Source organism: Acinetobacter sp. YH12208, from assembly GCF_013418055.1.
Classification (GTDB): Bacteria; Pseudomonadota; Gammaproteobacteria; order Pseudomonadales; family Moraxellaceae; genus Acinetobacter; species Acinetobacter pseudolwoffii.
On sequence record NZ_VPCT01000026.1, the window covers coordinates 1 to 13,610 of the forward strand.

Annotated in this window: 17 protein-coding genes and 1 pseudogene; 6 read left to right on the forward strand and 12 right to left on the reverse strand. The window is 35.5% G+C overall.

The genetic code is table 11. The annotated features are described in order from the left end of the window. From FTU95_RS14070 to FTU95_RS14105, 8 genes are all read right to left on the reverse strand, one after another. Positions 1-167: SMR family transporter (locus tag FTU95_RS14070; protein ID WP_257220145.1), on the reverse strand; the 167-nt coding region annotated here is incomplete at its 3' end. A gap of 256 nt (positions 168-423) precedes the next feature. Then, a complete protein-coding gene (locus tag FTU95_RS14075) occupies positions 424-567 on the reverse strand; it encodes a hypothetical protein (RefSeq protein ID WP_180078833.1) in 144 nt (47 codons plus the stop codon). 19 nt (positions 568-586) lie between these two features. Beyond that, positions 587-1,141 (reverse strand): plasmid replication DNA-binding protein, encoded by a 555-nt coding sequence (locus FTU95_RS14080; protein ID WP_180078835.1) that lies wholly within the window; start codon positions 1,139-1,141, stop codon positions 587-589. Beyond that, the gene (repM, locus tag FTU95_RS14085) at positions 1,134-2,090 is read right to left on the reverse strand and encodes a replication initiation protein RepM (RefSeq protein WP_005166868.1); all 957 of its coding nucleotides are present in this window, start codon (positions 2,088-2,090) and stop codon (positions 1,134-1,136) included. Before repM (FTU95_RS14085) ends, FTU95_RS14080 begins: the two co-directional genes overlap by 8 nt. 1,117 nt (positions 2,091-3,207) lie before the next feature. After that, on the reverse strand, positions 3,208-3,765 hold the full coding sequence (locus FTU95_RS14090) for a TetR/AcrR family transcriptional regulator (RefSeq protein ID WP_005146114.1): 558 nt from the start codon (positions 3,763-3,765) through the stop codon (positions 3,208-3,210). Then, on the reverse strand, positions 3,766-4,110 hold the full coding sequence (locus tag FTU95_RS14095; RefSeq protein WP_005199344.1) for an SMR family transporter: 345 nt from the start codon (positions 4,108-4,110) through the stop codon (positions 3,766-3,768). Positions 4,111-4,261: 151 nt separating this feature from the next. Then, a complete protein-coding gene (locus FTU95_RS14100) occupies positions 4,262-4,543 on the reverse strand; it encodes an addiction module antidote protein (protein WP_067865280.1) in 282 nt (93 codons plus the stop codon). Beyond that, on the reverse strand, positions 4,544-4,846 hold the full coding sequence (locus tag FTU95_RS14105; RefSeq protein ID WP_178962753.1) for a type II toxin-antitoxin system RelE/ParE family toxin: 303 nt from the start codon (positions 4,844-4,846) through the stop codon (positions 4,544-4,546). It lies immediately after the preceding gene. 169 nt (positions 4,847-5,015) lie between these two features. Here FTU95_RS14105 and FTU95_RS14110 point away from each other — a divergent pair, with 169 nt between their 5' ends. After that, the gene (locus tag FTU95_RS14110; RefSeq protein WP_000877730.1) at positions 5,016-5,444 is read left to right on the forward strand and encodes a hypothetical protein; all 429 of its coding nucleotides are present in this window, start codon (positions 5,016-5,018) and stop codon (positions 5,442-5,444) included. A 210-nt stretch (positions 5,445-5,654) separates the two neighbouring features. On the opposite strand, the gene FTU95_RS14115 is transcribed toward FTU95_RS14110, so the two are convergent. From FTU95_RS14115 to repM (FTU95_RS14125), 3 genes are all read right to left on the reverse strand, one after another. Further along, complete coding sequence (locus tag FTU95_RS14115; protein ID WP_005404788.1) at positions 5,655-6,206, reverse strand: plasmid replication DNA-binding protein; 552 nt, start codon at positions 6,204-6,206, stop codon at positions 5,655-5,657. A gap of 77 nt (positions 6,207-6,283) precedes the next feature. Then, positions 6,284-6,529, reverse strand: coding sequence for a hypothetical protein (locus FTU95_RS14120; RefSeq protein WP_005404787.1), 246 nt, complete (start codon positions 6,527-6,529; stop codon positions 6,284-6,286). 76 nt (positions 6,530-6,605) lie between these two features. Continuing rightward, positions 6,606-7,556 carry a replication initiation protein RepM gene (gene repM / locus FTU95_RS14125; protein WP_005404786.1) on the reverse strand — a complete coding sequence of 317 codons (951 nt, stop codon included), beginning with the start codon at positions 7,554-7,556 and terminating at the stop codon, positions 6,606-6,608. Positions 7,557-10,041: 2,485 nt separating this feature from the next. On the opposite strand from repM (FTU95_RS14125), the gene FTU95_RS14130 reads away from it, so the two are divergent. Together FTU95_RS14130 and FTU95_RS14135 are read left to right on the forward strand one after the other, a co-directional pair. Beyond that, on the forward strand, positions 10,042-11,034 hold the full coding sequence (locus tag FTU95_RS14130) for a hypothetical protein (protein ID WP_227554861.1): 993 nt from the start codon (positions 10,042-10,044) through the stop codon (positions 11,032-11,034). A 126-nt stretch (positions 11,035-11,160) separates the two neighbouring features. After that, a complete protein-coding gene (locus FTU95_RS14135) occupies positions 11,161-11,370 on the forward strand; it encodes a hypothetical protein (RefSeq protein ID WP_005404800.1) in 210 nt (69 codons plus the stop codon). On the opposite strand, the gene FTU95_RS14140 is transcribed toward FTU95_RS14135, so the two are convergent. Next, positions 11,367-11,690, reverse strand: a complete 324-nt coding sequence (locus FTU95_RS14140; protein ID WP_104442387.1) for a hypothetical protein — start codon at positions 11,688-11,690, stop codon at positions 11,367-11,369. The two genes, FTU95_RS14135 and FTU95_RS14140, sit on opposite strands and share 4 nt — an antisense overlap. Before the next feature lie 501 nt (positions 11,691-12,191). On the opposite strand from FTU95_RS14140, the gene FTU95_RS14145 reads away from it, so the two are divergent. The 3 genes and pseudogenes from FTU95_RS14145 to FTU95_RS14155 all read left to right on the forward strand — a co-directional run. Continuing rightward, entirely contained in the window at positions 12,192-12,455 is a 264-nt protein-coding gene (locus FTU95_RS14145) for a hypothetical protein (RefSeq protein ID WP_127801456.1), read from the forward strand. 177 nt (positions 12,456-12,632) lie between these two features. Beyond that, positions 12,633-13,199 carry a recombinase family protein gene (locus FTU95_RS14150; protein WP_006581699.1) on the forward strand — a complete coding sequence of 189 codons (567 nt, stop codon included), beginning with the start codon at positions 12,633-12,635 and terminating at the stop codon, positions 13,197-13,199. Positions 13,200-13,381: 182 nt separating this feature from the next. After that, positions 13,382-13,610, forward strand: a pseudogene (locus FTU95_RS14155) (IS3 family transposase); the annotation flags it as partial.

Below are 13,610 nucleotides of genomic sequence, written 5' to 3' on the forward strand. Positions count from 1 at the left end.
TTAATAACTTGTGATAATAAATAAAATGCCGTGCTAAAAAAAATAAAGACCATCACGCTTGGAAAAAGTTTTGTAAACCCTTCCGATTTAACTAAAAAACTACTTCCAATCACTTCGGAAACTATTGAAAATCCAAGTAATACATAAGCGAGTAACACACTGTTCATAAGTAATCATACCTAAAATACCCATCGGAAGGTATGTTAAATTTTCAAAAAAAAATTATCAATAATTATTTTAGATTTTCTAAAATTAACATAATACGGATTATACGAAATGTGTTATAATTTTCCTTATAAATCAATGCTGTAGTTTCTAGTTTATAGCCCAATCACACCCGATTGGGCTTTTTTTATGACTTTTCACGTTCCACGCCTATTATTTCATCAATGTTCCACACTTTTGATTAGCTCAATTGAATAATCAGGATGCCTGGTCTTTTTCTTTTTGGCGTTTATTTAGGTCTTTCTTTAGCGCCTTTTTATCCTGGTAAGACGCAATCAGCATGATTGGGATCAGCAGCGGGGCCACAATAATTCCCAGGGCAATATCTTTCAATTTTGGCATGATCTTTCTCCCTTATGGCTTAGTCATTATCAAATACGGCATTCAGCACCCGGCCAAATAAGCCACGTTTTTTCTTTGTCTCATAATGTGTATTTGGTATGTGTCTTGGTGTTTCATTAGGATGTATTTCTAATGTTTCTTGAGATTTATTGATTTCAATATCTTTATTATTATCAATAGCTTCATTTGTTTCATTACTATTGTCGCATGGTGCATCATTGGATTGTTTCATTGGTGCATCATGAGATTTTTTTTCTTCAGACTTTTTATGCCCTAATAACAATTGAAAGCGGTCTATTTGGTCTAAATAGCGTTTCTCACGATCTTTATATGACTCAATCTCCTTTTTCATAAAATCAACAAGCTGACGTAAATCTGCATCATCCTTAGATTGATCAACTTCCTGTTTTTTTTCATGCTTTTTGATTGGCTCTCCAAAGCATCGGATGACTTCTGCAATATCAAAAAGACCATCAGCGCTTCGAGATATACGCCCTTCTTTTATGGCTCTATATAACGTAGAGCGACTGACGTTAAAGCGATTGGATACTTCACTTAGTGATAACTTAGCCATTTACTACGTCCTTTTTACTTGATGGCATATATCCCACTTTTTTTAGGTACGGGTATAGTTCTTTTATTCGGTTAGGGTTTTGCAGCATCTCAGCAATACGAATAGCAAATTGCGGATAGCTTTCAGTTCCCTGGGAATACCGCCCCATTTCGGGTAGCTCTGAAAGCTTATTTGCAAACATGTGACGTTGTGCATCAGTCATTTGGGTAAAGAAATCTACCGTGTTTGGATCTCTTTCTGAAGGTATCGAATCAATTTTTTTATGCTTAAAAGTGAATGATAAGGCTGAGATAGATCTTCCTGTTTTGTACTGTTCATATTTTACATGTATATCAGTGAGCTCATTGATTTGCTTTATGGCTGGTTCTAAAACACGACTTTTAAAATTAACCATTTTTTGATATTCATTAATCTCAAGTCCTAATTTTTCTCTGAAGTCAGATAAAGAAATTACAGGGGTTTTTCCTACATTTCTCCAAGCAATTAGAAACTCATATAAACGAATAGCATATTTGCTAGTTAACTGGGCAACCTGTTTAAGTTGATAGCTCGTAAAGTGCTTTTCCAATCTTGTGATAAGAGGAACAACATCTGGTGCAAAGGTAACTTCTAATGTAGCAAGGTCATCAATATATGCAATTCGGCTAACCCAGCGGGATTTGACTACAATTTCTTTGTTTGTATCTTTATGAATTTCCTTAAAAGAGAACTTTCTTTCAAAAAGATTATTAACTGCATTTTTTAGAGCGTTATACGCTGCTTCTTTGGTGACATCAAAGCGAGAAGCATAATCAGAAGCATGAATCTCTAATTTACTGTCAGATGAGATCCCTTGGCCTGTTTCTCTTGCTCTTATTATTGATAAAAGGATAAGCCGTTGCTCGGTTACTTCGAGATTATAACTGGCATTAATTAAGGCATTATCTTTTACTACTAAGTCATTTTTCATAAGACTGCATAGGTTATAAGTGTTATTAAGACTACATTAGCATTCGATGTAATCAAATGCAAAGAAATTGTAGTCTTATGACAAAGAAATTGTAGTCTTATGACAAAGAAATTGTAGTCTTATGACAAAGAAATTGTAGTCTTATAAGCCTTGAAAGCCTTGCAAGAAAGGGCTTTCAGCATCTCTAAAAGCATTTAAAAACTTTAAAATAATTAAAAGCACAGGGAATGAAAAATTGCCCTTGGTTTTCGCTTCGCTCAAACTCTATTGAATCTCGCTTACGCTCGATTCGTTGGGGCAATTTTTGGCTCAATCCTGGAAATGATTTAAATATTAGTAAGAGCAAAGTCAAAACAATAAGAACAAATGGATTCGCTTCGCTCATAGAGCTTTTTTGCTCGCTTCGCTCGATCCAGGATCAAATTTTCATATGTAATTAAAAAGTTTTTAGATTCTAATATTTAAAAGTCTGTTTTTCAGAGAGTCTAAGCGCGAATTTCAGCGATTTCACTCGTAGACACTCGTTCTGTACCTTTCACTGTGAATTTGAGCTCAAATCGCAAATGAGTGCATTTAGAAGCTAAGTTTTATAGGGATTAGTAAAGTTTTTACCTTTTGTATGGGGGCCATATATGCCTGTTCATGCATTTTCAGGATCTTTTCTTTTGATTGAAGAACGTATCTTTTAACTTGGTGACGTCCAGCTATGATTTGTTTCTACTTCATCATAGATTTTCAATAAGTAGGATTATCTAAGATTTTTTAGGAATTTTTGAGAATTTTTAGGAATTTCTAGGAATATTTGAGAATTTCTAAGAATACGTGGAATTTAGGGTTTTGGGCCTGTTTGGATAGTCGATTTTTAGGAATTTTTAAGAAAGTACTTAAGGGTAAAGTAGGCAAGATGTGTAATGTTGACCAACATGCAAGCATGATTGGCCCACCATTACGCCCACTTATTCGCTTTCAGCTCAACGTGGCATCTTGTCCTCCGGAGCTTTTGGCATAGCCAAAATTGATACGCCAAAAGATCATCAAAAGAGGTGTAATTTAAAAAAGTGTATGGTCTGTTGCTTTGTATAGTGGCGTTAGCCTGATGAATTTCGTATAAGAGATTTTATGTTAAATAGGTTCGATTAAGCAGATCGTCTTCTAATTTTGAACATTGCTCATCATCAATGACTCCGGTAATACTTTGTAGCCACAACCCATCTGCTGCTAAACGAAGTAACTCTAAATCAGGATGACTATCCGTTTCTGCATGTTGAGATAATCTATTTTTTAGCCATTCCATCCAAATTTTATTAAAGGTAGGCTCTGTGATCATAGTCATTGATAACGCTGACCAAGCAGAAACCACCCCATCTATTTGATGGATAAAAGAACTATGAATATAAGCTCGTGTGAATTTACCATATTCTGTTGGATCGCGTTTAATCAAGTATTCAACTGTTTGATCTAAATCAAGAATTATTTGATTGAACATTTCTTCTATCAAATTTTTTTTATTCGGGAAATGGTGAAATACCCCCCCTTTTGTTATACCTACTGCTGTAGCAATATTTTGAATAGAAACACCAGAAATACCCTTTTGAGAAACAAGAATAGTTGCCTGTTCAAGGATGCGCTTTCGAATAACCTCTGGTTGCTTCTTTTGTTGCCGAATTTCTTTCACTTAATGACCTGCTGATTGCGAAAATAAATTAATAATTATTACGCCAGATACGATAAAACCAATTCCAATTAAAGCAGGATTATCTAGTGTCTGTTTAAAAACAAAGTAGCTAACTACAGCAGTTAGAACAATCCCAACACCAGCCCATATAGCGTATGCGATACCTAAAGGGATTGTTTTAATAACTTGTGATAATAAATAAAATGCCGTGCTAAAAAAAATAAAGACCATCACGCTTGGAAAAAGTTTTGTAAACCCTTCCGATTTAACTAAAAAACTACTTCCAATCACTTCGGAAACTATTGAAAATCCAAGTAATACATAAGCGAGTAACACACTGTTCATAAGTAATCATACCTAAAATACCCATCGGAAGGTATGTTAAATTTTCAAAAAAAAATTATCAATAATTATTTTAGATTTTCTAAAATTAACATAATACACGTTATACGAAATTAAAAAATGGAGCCTAAAGCTCCATTTTTTAATAATTTTTTTAAATTGCTAAGCGCAAATTTAGTGCTTTTACAACTTTAATCACCGTATCAAAACTAGGGTTCACATCACCAGAAAGTGCTTTGTAAAGACTTTCTCGGCCTAGACCTGTATCTCGTGATAATTGAGCCATTCCTTTAGCTTTAGCAATGTTACCTAAAGCTTTAGCAATGAATGCGGCATCACCATTAGATTCTTCGATACATGCTTGTAAGTAAGCCTGCATATCTTCTTCTGTTTTAAGATGCTCAGCACTGTCCCATTTGCGAAGTTTAATAGCCATTTATAGCTCCTCCTCTAAATCTTGTGCCAATTGCAGGGCAAGTTTTATATCTTTACTTTGCGTAGACTTATCTCCGCCTGCTAAAAGAATAACAACCCTTTGCCCTTGTTTGCAGTAGTAAATCCTATAGCCTGGTCCAAAGAAGAAACGTAATTCAGAGACACCTTCACCAACTGGTTCAGTATCTCCAAAGTTTCCATCTTCAACCCGATCAATTCGGACTTGTATGCGTCTTTTTGCCTGTTGGTCTTTTAACTTGGTGAACCATTCATCAAAGACTTCAGTGGTATATATTGAGTACATAAACAAAATGTATCCTACAGGATACATTTATGCAAGAAATAAACTTGGTTTTGGGGAGCCTGAAACGCTGAATTTCGTATAACAGCCATTATGTTAAATAGAATCAAAAAACCTCCAATAAAATCGTTATAGTATTATTATTTATTGAATAGATAAGAGAATTAAATTAGTGAAATACTCAAATGAAAAAATAGTAAAAGCTCTCTTACTTTCTCCTTTACCACTACTTTTTTTCACAGCAGTCCTGTTTATCGTAATGAATCAGGAATACAGCCTATACTCGATTTTAGTGGTTCTTGTAGGGCACGGTCTTGTCTACTTGGCTTATTGTATTTTGACTGTACCTTTCAGCTTCATATTCTCAATTCTTTTAAATCGTTATAACAGTCTTAATTTATTAACTATCTGTATTGCCTCTATAATTATTGCTACTCCATTTTTTATTCTTTTTGGATGGAGTCACACAGGAGAAATTTCGAAAGAGTGGTGGAAGATGTATACAGATACATGGACTATCTTTATGGCTCTATTTCCTGGCTTATGTTATTGGCTATTTCTGATTAACCTAAAAGATAAGAAATCAAAGAATATTGAATAAACCATTGCATAGAGATTCTTAAATTTCCCTAAAATTAACATAATACACCTTATACGAAATGCTTTATAATTATCCTTATAATTCAACGCTGTAGTTCCTAGTTGATAGCCCGAGCATCCCTGTTCGGGCTTTTTTTATGATTTTTCACGTTCCACGCTTACTTCTTGAGCAATGCTCCACGGTTTTAATAAGCCCAGGTGAACAATCAGATCAGCCATATGGCTTAAAGAAGCGGCTCCAGAAGCCTCTTTTTTCCGGTTCTGGGTCTACGTGTTCAGGAACAGGGATTCGCTTGTTTTCTTTTTCAACCGGAATAGTCAATCCATCATCTTTAGGTTTGGTTTCTAGTTTTGGATCTATCGCTATATCTGTTTCAGGTTGATGATTATTAGCTGTAGTGGCTTGGGATGGTTTCATTTCAATGAGGGTCAGGAGTGTGTCGATGCGAGAATTAGCTTTTGCTTCTCTATCTTCTGCCTTTTCTAGTTGTTTCTTTAGAAACTCAATCTGATTTTTGAGTTCTTCCACTGTTTTATCATTGTATTCAGGTGTATCTAGGTTTTGTATCGGAGACATGTCAATACGTTTTGGGTGTTTTCCACCAAAAGGCTCACCATAGACACGAAGTAATTCTGAGAAGTCGATAGAACCATCATGATCACGACTTAATACTCCGTTTTTTATATCTTTGTAGAGTGTGGCCCGAGATTTTTTATACAGTGTTGCAGCATCACTAACACTGTATTTTGTACTTGTTTTCATACTGTATTACTGTGTATTTAGGAGACGTATTAAAGAATACAACAAGTGTATTCTTTAATACACTCAAGGTTTAAAGCCTAATTGCTTAAGTAACCTAAAACACCATTTCTAAAATCCTCACTGGTAAAGGTTCTATCAACAAAACGCATATCTTCTTCTGTATTTATTAAATCTCTCAAAAAGCCGAGTTGATAATCCCATTCATGATCTAATTGTATAGAGCCACTAATTTCTGAACCGTCAGAAGTCTCAATTTGGATATGAGCTGAATAACCTTTAGTATTTTTTTTAGCACTTAATAAAGCAATTGCATCAATAAGCATTTCAAATTCCTTATATGACTATAGTTTAATTATTTAGTCTCAGATTTTAATTCTGGATCCTTCACTCACTGAGAGTTTAGTTGTTAACAGCATTGTTTTTAGTAGCTGACATAAATCCCACTTTTTCTAAGTATGGATACAGTTCTTTAGCACGATGTGGATCTTGCAGCATGTCAGCTATACGAATTGCAAATTGCGGAAAGCTTTCGGTGCCTTGGGAGTACTTACTCATCTCAGGTAATTGAGAGAGTTTATTAGCAAATAAATGTCGCTGAGCCTTAGTCATTTTTGAAACAAGATCTACGGTATTTGGATCTCGTGTCGAGTTTAAATTCTGCTCTGTTTGCTTGTTTTTAAATAAAAATGAAAAGCCGTAAATTGAACGTCCTTTTTTATGTTGTTCGTATTCAACAGTGATGTCAGTGTGTTCATTAAGCTGTTTAACTGAAATATCTAGTACTCGTTTTTTTAAATCAGAAATTATCGCGTAGTCTGTTTTATCAACTCCTAATTTTTCTCTAAAATCGGCTAATTCAAAAATTGGCGTTTTACCTGTACTTCGCCACGCTATTAAAAGCTCATATAAACGGATTGCATAAGCACTACTCAGATTACTAATTTGTTCTAGCTCATATTTAGTAAAATGTTCTTCTAATCTTGTAATTAATGGAACAATGGCTGGGGAAAAAATAAGTTTAACCACGGCTTCATTCTCTATATATCTGATTTCACTAACCCATCTAGATTTAATATGTTCTATGTTTTTAGAGTTTTTTTCTTGATAGCTAAACTGACGTAAGAACAGTGCATTACAAGCATTTTTCAATGTTGTATAAGCCGTATTTCTATGAACATTAAATTGATGTGCATAACTTTCAGCATGAACAACGAGTGGGTCGTTTGTATTGATACCTTTTCCACTTTCTCTAGCTTCAACAATAGCTAATAAGATTAGTCTTTGCTCTGCTAGATCTAGGTTGTAACTAGCATTGATTAAAGCATTATCTTTGACGACAGTATTTTTCATATCTTTATTTTGACGTGATCATTTGATGTCAATATATTGACACTATATTTTGATGTCAATGATTTTTTAGGTTATGCAAGATAAACGTCCATGTATAGCAAGATAAACGTCCATGTATATTAAAAATAATAGGTTATAAAATGTCTATTTAATATATTATCTAATCTATTATTTATAATAAAAACAATAATATATATAGATATTTTAAGATAATATCTTTGATATTATGTATTTAATATTTATTAAATATCTAATATATAATCGGAATTAATAAAAATTCATTAAATACAAACACTTATTGCAATTAGGTGGTTTATAATTCAACCTTAAAATTGACATTATAATATTTGTCAATATATGCAAGATAAACGTCCATGTATAGCAAGATAAACGTCCATGTATAGCAAGATAAACGTCCATGTATAGCAAGATAAACGTCCATGTATAAGCTCTGTAACCCTTTATTTTATAGGGCTACAGAGCATCTAAAAACATTAAAAGTATTTAAAAATAATTAAAAACGTGAATCATGAAAAATTGCCCTTGGTTTTCGCTTCGCTCAAACTCTATTGAATCTCGCTTTCGCTCGATTCGAGGGGCAATTTTTTGGTTAATATTTTCGTGAGTTTTAGAAAAAGCAAAAGCAACTCGGAATTCGCTTCGCTCATAGTACTTTTTTGCTCGCTTCGCTCGGTCTAGGCTCAATTTTCTACATATGATTTACGCCTTTTTTGACTTCACAGCCTAAAAAGCTGTTTTTCAGGGAGTCTAGGCACGACTTTTTGATGTTCGCTCGTAGACACTCGCTCTGATATAACGATTAGAGGCAAAAAATAGGGGGTAGACGCGTTTTTTCACTGATTATCAAGATTACCTATATCAAATAGAGAAAATGGCTTAAAACGCAAATCAGCGCAAAATGGAAAGCAGTTTATAGTCGTACTCAGGACTTTGATCTCAGTTATTTATGTGTGATGAGGGACACACAGATTTTTAATTTCGTTCAGCAGAATCGGCTGCGTCAGGATTTTTTAAGTGAGGTCCCCACTAACCGTTTTTAAAAAGTCGGATCAAAGACTTTGATTTGACTTGTTTTCTCAAGGTTCTTGGAATTTCTGGATCCGATGCCACTCGAATCTGATCTTCTAGGTCGATTTTTACAAATGTGGCTGGAGGGTTTAGACCGCCAAGTCTATGAAGTTGCCAAACTTCATCCTCAAACCACATTCTTCCAATTCTCTTACACACTCCAACTTAATGGCGTGTCCTTTCGTTACTCATTTCAACGCTCGCCTTTCACTCGAATTGAAATGCTTCCTTTGCCATTACAGCAAAGCCCTACTAAGTCACTCTCCCACAGTTCTGTTTTCGGAAGTTGCCTCCGATTGAATAAAGACCTCTTCAAATTAAAGAGAAATCTTTAAGCAATACGGCTTCGTCATTAAACAAAACTGCTTCCCAAGTTAGTATTAAAACAGTTGTTTTCAGTTGCCTGAAAACTGGCAGAACCCGTGCCGATCTCCTACATACAACACCTACATTCCTATCTCCCCCGATCGCAGTTCCAAGTCGTATCAGGTTTATACAATGCAATATGTAGTTAATAATCATCCACGTTCACGCCTTACCCATATCGACATACACAGCCTAAAAAGCACCATGTTGACGACCTTACAGGCTTGAGCTATCCATTGATCTCGACAGCAAAACAGAATGTCTTCCGACAAATTCACTGTTCTACCTAAAATCGAGTACCGATTGCGCCAGCTTTCGCCTTGCAACCCTGACACCTCACGATGCCCTCAAAAGCCCACCTGTGGGTATAACCTACGCCCTTGTCTTTATTTTTGTTTTTGACTTGAAGCGTCTGGTTATCAGCTATTCACGAGGTTACTCATTCCGTGAGTCCTCTGACTGTCTGTTTTAATACAGGGTTTTGGCCCTTTCAGCCTAGGAGGGAAGTTACTCCCACCGCCACGTCACCGTGATCCCGTGTCCTTGTCGCCCAACTGACCTCCACCTTGGGAGTGGAGGGTGTTCATTCATCAAAATGAGTGAACAGGTAGAAAGCGGGAGTCACACCCGCCAGCCCCTAGTGTAGCCGCGCCAGCTAGAGTTTCCTCACGCACGCAGCTTCACCACTAAAGCTTCTCAAAGACTGGCAATCCTCAAGAAGGGGGAGTGTGTCTGATTCATGGGTAGGCAACCCAGGAACCAAACAGAAAAGAATTGGCTCATGGATTGGCAGTCCACGCAAAAAATCAAAGACCCTAAAAGTTTTATATTTGATCAAGTTGCGGTCGTCAAGCCCATTTTGGGGAACTGCTATTTATAGAATCTCCGAAGGTGATTCGCAATCATGCTTAAAGTCTCAAAAATTGCATTTTTGAGACTTTAAGAATTTCTTATAGAATTTTTAATAAATATCTTTTATAAATCTCTTATAGAATCACTTTATTAAAATCACTTTAAGAGTAATAAAAAAATGATTTATTACAGCTATGTTCCTAAAGATTTTACAAAACATGTCATGGGAATGATGACGAACGAATATGATCTTGTTGCTAAGAAATTCATATTGAATATGAATACTGATGAAGCAAGCCGTATGATTTCAAAATGGATTGAGCGTTATCATTTACTGGAAACAGCCCAACAAACCTATCGAAGAAGATTGAACAGTGAGCCAGTTTTTAGCTTGCTGGTTCATTTCACTTATAGTTATTTACCAGGACTGAGTGAGAGTGAATGCTGGGAAAAATTTGATAAAAATGAACCTGCTTTTTTGGTGCAAGTAGAGGCTTACCTGTTTTGTCGAACCAGTGATGCTTTCTTATTGGATGAAAAAACTCAAAAAGTTTTGAGCAAAACAGACAAACAAGATTTATTGAAGATTAACCGTAAAATCTTTGAGATCTGTCCAAGTTCAGAGTCTTTTAGTTACATTGGTGAGGTTAATCCAATCAGCTGTGGTAGATATGAACTGGTACGTCTGACCAAGCCGAAGAAAAGCATTAAAGAGCTTCAAGCCAAGAATTGGACCAATGAAAAACATGTCACAGATTGGACCTGGCGTTTGACTGATAAAGCCTATAAGGAACAACTAGAACAAGGGAAAAGGGTCGTTTTGCGGTTTCAGAGCCTGATTGAAAAAAATGCCAGTCTGGATGAGAAGAAAGCCTATTTTGAACGCCATTTCCGGGCCTTGGAGGGCTATTTAGGCTACCGTGGGGTACGTCAGCAGATCGGAAATTTGTATCACCTAGAAAAACGCTTATTCAAGGATAAATATAATCAGCCCTGGTTTGATCATGGTGCCCGGACTTTAAAACTTTCATATATGAAAAAACTGAAAAGTTCGATTGTAAATAATTCATCATATCAAGAAGCAGAAGCTCATTTTAGGAGTGTATTAACGGAAGATCTCAACAAAAAATACGAAAAATGGAAGGCGAAGTCCAATAAAACCGAGGTATAGGATGTTTTTTAAATCAATCTCAATTAACAATGGTGATAACTCATGCAGAAATATCCTGATGATTATTATCTCAGCCGCCAAGAAATTGACGATTTGAGAGCTGAGGCTAAACACGCGGCAAAATATATGAAAGCTTTTTTCGATTTTAAGACCGAAGCTCGTTATTTATTTAGTGTGACATGGTCCGCCCAAGACGGGGAATTTATTGGACTCTGTGCCGAATTCCCGTCGCTATCCTGGCTAGATCCAGACCGTGATAAAGCACGCTCAGGCATTGAGAGACTTGTCTTTGATGTATTACAAGACATGAGTTCCACTGGAGAAGCCATACCTTAATATTTTTGGAAAAATGCCTGATTCCGCTGGATGTATTCATTCAGATTATTTGAATCTAAGCCGAATATTTGAAGTTTTTTATCGACATATTTAAAAAAGAAGCAGTAAACAATGTGCATTATCCCAAGTGCCAACGCTTCCATTTTGATAACCGGAAATAGAGCAGTCGTGTCCGTAACGAGAATTTCTAATGTGAAACGATTAAAAAAATAGATGAAAAAAGTCACCAGACTCAACAAAGTCAAAAGTGCATAGGCTTTAACACAAGCCTTGCAGTGCTTATTCATTTTTTCCAGTTTCTGAAAAGTTATAGGATTCATTTTGCTCTCTAGGCAGTTAAATTTTTAAGTGAAGAAATTTCTACCGATTCTAAATATCCAGGATTAAAAAAGGGAAAAAATTTCTGTTAGATGATCCCGTGCTTTGTAAAAAAAATATCAAAATTATAAAGAGTTGAATTCTATTAATACATTGAAATTAAACATAATTTTTAATATCGACACACATGATAGCTACCTAATGGAGCTAATTTAGGTAGCTATCATGTGTGATGCTAAGCTTTAAATTTTTTATAAAATATAAGCATTTGATTTTAAATATTATTTTGTTTATGTGGCAAAAATAAAACTCAAACATTAATATTTATAAGTTATTGAAATTAAATATAAAATTCAGATCACACATAATACCTACCTTGATGTGGAAAGAAGCTATTGTGTGTGTCGATCAGAGCATTATATGTAGAAAGGTCTCTAGTTCTTTATCCTGTCTACCCGACTTGTAATATGATTCATATATCAGCTAATTGGGAGTACGGCACTATGTCAACAGTAGATCTAATTGATGAAGATGACAATGAATCAGGTATTGCTGCCAAAGCTGCAAATGTACTTCGAGACCGCTTTATTGCCGCAGCGCAAAGAGGAACAGTGCTGTATGTAGAAAATGATAATTTAATGAGTAAAACACCGAATGGTGTGCCAATTTTGGTTAAACACTTGGACGGCCGGAATCCTGACCTTGCTTACCGACTTGCTGGGCGACGAACTTTTAAAATTAAAAAACGTAAAATTAATTCGAATTGAGGCAGGCTTTTACTCCCATTCGATCGAATTTCGAATAAGAGATGTTCTGTAAATTTAGAGTATAGCCTAACGGAACAAAATAAAGTCTTAAAAAGCAACTCAAAAACCGTATTTATAGACTTAATATTTAATTTCGGTACAATATGTATTTAATTATCTAAACTCTAACGGTACAGAATGCCTAATCAGGTCGGATATATTCGAGTCAGTTCAACTGAACAAAATACTGAACGTCAATTAGATGGAATCAGCCTGGATAAGACCTTTACTGAAAAGGCAAGCGGTGGTAGCCGTGAACGTCCTCAGTTAAATGCAATGCTCGACTATCTGCGTGAAGGTGATACGGTGCATGTTCATAGTATTGATCGTCTGGCACGTAATACAAATGATCTGAACGAAATTGTGAATAGTCTGAATGATCGTGGTATAACCATTATTTTTCATAAAGAGAATTTGACCTTCAGTCATGATGTAGCACAATCGGCAATAAATAAACTCATGTTTCAGATGCTTGCTGCATTTGCAGAGTTTGAACGCTCCATGATCCGTGAGCGTCAAAAGGAAGGAATTGCAAAAGCCAAAGCGAAGGGCTTATATAAGGGAAGAAAGCGGAAGGTTGACTATGTTGAAATACGAAAAGCAATGGCTGAAGAAAATTCAACATTTAGAGGTGTTGCAGAAAAGTTTAAAGTAGGGATAGCAACAGTACAAAGAGCTTTAAAAGAAGAAACTAATAATCAATAAGGTTGATTAATGAAGACGCTTAGATATTCAAATTTAGAAAAGATCATGACCATTTATACTGAAATTTCTACTTATATTACATTTCATAATGCGACTGGTTTAACAGATATAAATAAATCAATGGAAGATTTTTGAACCGTACCGGGTTTGTCGGAGACCAAGCTTTCTGAGAGAATGTCCCGATGAAAAAAGTAAAATATACCCCTGAAATCAGAGAAAGAGCGGTTCAATTATTGATTGAATCCGAGAAAGATTATCCATCGAATTGGGCTGCGATCACCGCTATTGCTCCCTGAGCAGTATACTGCGCAAGGGTTGTACTCCTGAAACACTACGTGTTTGGTATCAAAAATATTTAGATAAACAAAATCCAGTTAAAGTACAGCAGCTTTCAGACCAAGAACGTATCAA

What these genes read in the sequence shown, in the direction of transcription:
- FTU95_RS14075 (WP_180078833.1), bottom strand. Translation starts at nt 567, where the DNA reads ATGCCAAAATTGAAAGATATTGCCCTGGGAATTATTGTGGCCCCGCTG.
- FTU95_RS14080 (WP_180078835.1), bottom strand. Translation starts at nt 1,141, where the DNA reads ATGGCTAAGTTATCACTAAGTGAAGTATCCAATCGCTTTAACGTCAGT.
- repM (WP_005166868.1), bottom strand. Translation starts at nt 2,090, where the DNA reads ATGAAAAATGACTTAGTAGTAAAAGATAATGCCTTAATTAATGCCAGT.
- FTU95_RS14095 (WP_005199344.1), bottom strand. Translation starts at nt 4,110, where the DNA reads ATGAACAGTGTGTTACTCGCTTATGTATTACTTGGATTTTCAATAGTT.
- FTU95_RS14100 (WP_067865280.1), bottom strand. Translation starts at nt 4,543, where the DNA reads ATGGCTATTAAACTTCGCAAATGGGACAGTGCTGAGCATCTTAAAACA.
- FTU95_RS14105 (WP_178962753.1), bottom strand. Translation starts at nt 4,846, where the DNA reads ATGTACTCAATATATACCACTGAAGTCTTTGATGAATGGTTCACCAAG.
- FTU95_RS14115 (WP_005404788.1), bottom strand. Translation starts at nt 6,206, where the DNA reads ATGAAAACAAGTACAAAATACAGTGTTAGTGATGCTGCAACACTGTAT.
- FTU95_RS14120 (WP_005404787.1), bottom strand. Translation starts at nt 6,529, where the DNA reads ATGCTTATTGATGCAATTGCTTTATTAAGTGCTAAAAAAAATACTAAA.
- repM (WP_005404786.1), bottom strand. Translation starts at nt 7,556, where the DNA reads ATGAAAAATACTGTCGTCAAAGATAATGCTTTAATCAATGCTAGTTAC.
- FTU95_RS14130 (WP_227554861.1), top strand. Translation starts at nt 10,042, where the DNA reads ATGATTTATTACAGCTATGTTCCTAAAGATTTTACAAAACATGTCATG.
- FTU95_RS14135 (WP_005404800.1), top strand. Translation starts at nt 11,161, where the DNA reads ATGAAAGCTTTTTTCGATTTTAAGACCGAAGCTCGTTATTTATTTAGT.
- FTU95_RS14140 (WP_104442387.1), bottom strand. Translation starts at nt 11,690, where the DNA reads ATGAATCCTATAACTTTTCAGAAACTGGAAAAAATGAATAAGCACTGC.
- FTU95_RS14145 (WP_127801456.1), top strand. Translation starts at nt 12,192, where the DNA reads ATGTCAACAGTAGATCTAATTGATGAAGATGACAATGAATCAGGTATT.
- FTU95_RS14150 (WP_006581699.1), top strand. Translation starts at nt 12,633, where the DNA reads ATGCCTAATCAGGTCGGATATATTCGAGTCAGTTCAACTGAACAAAAT.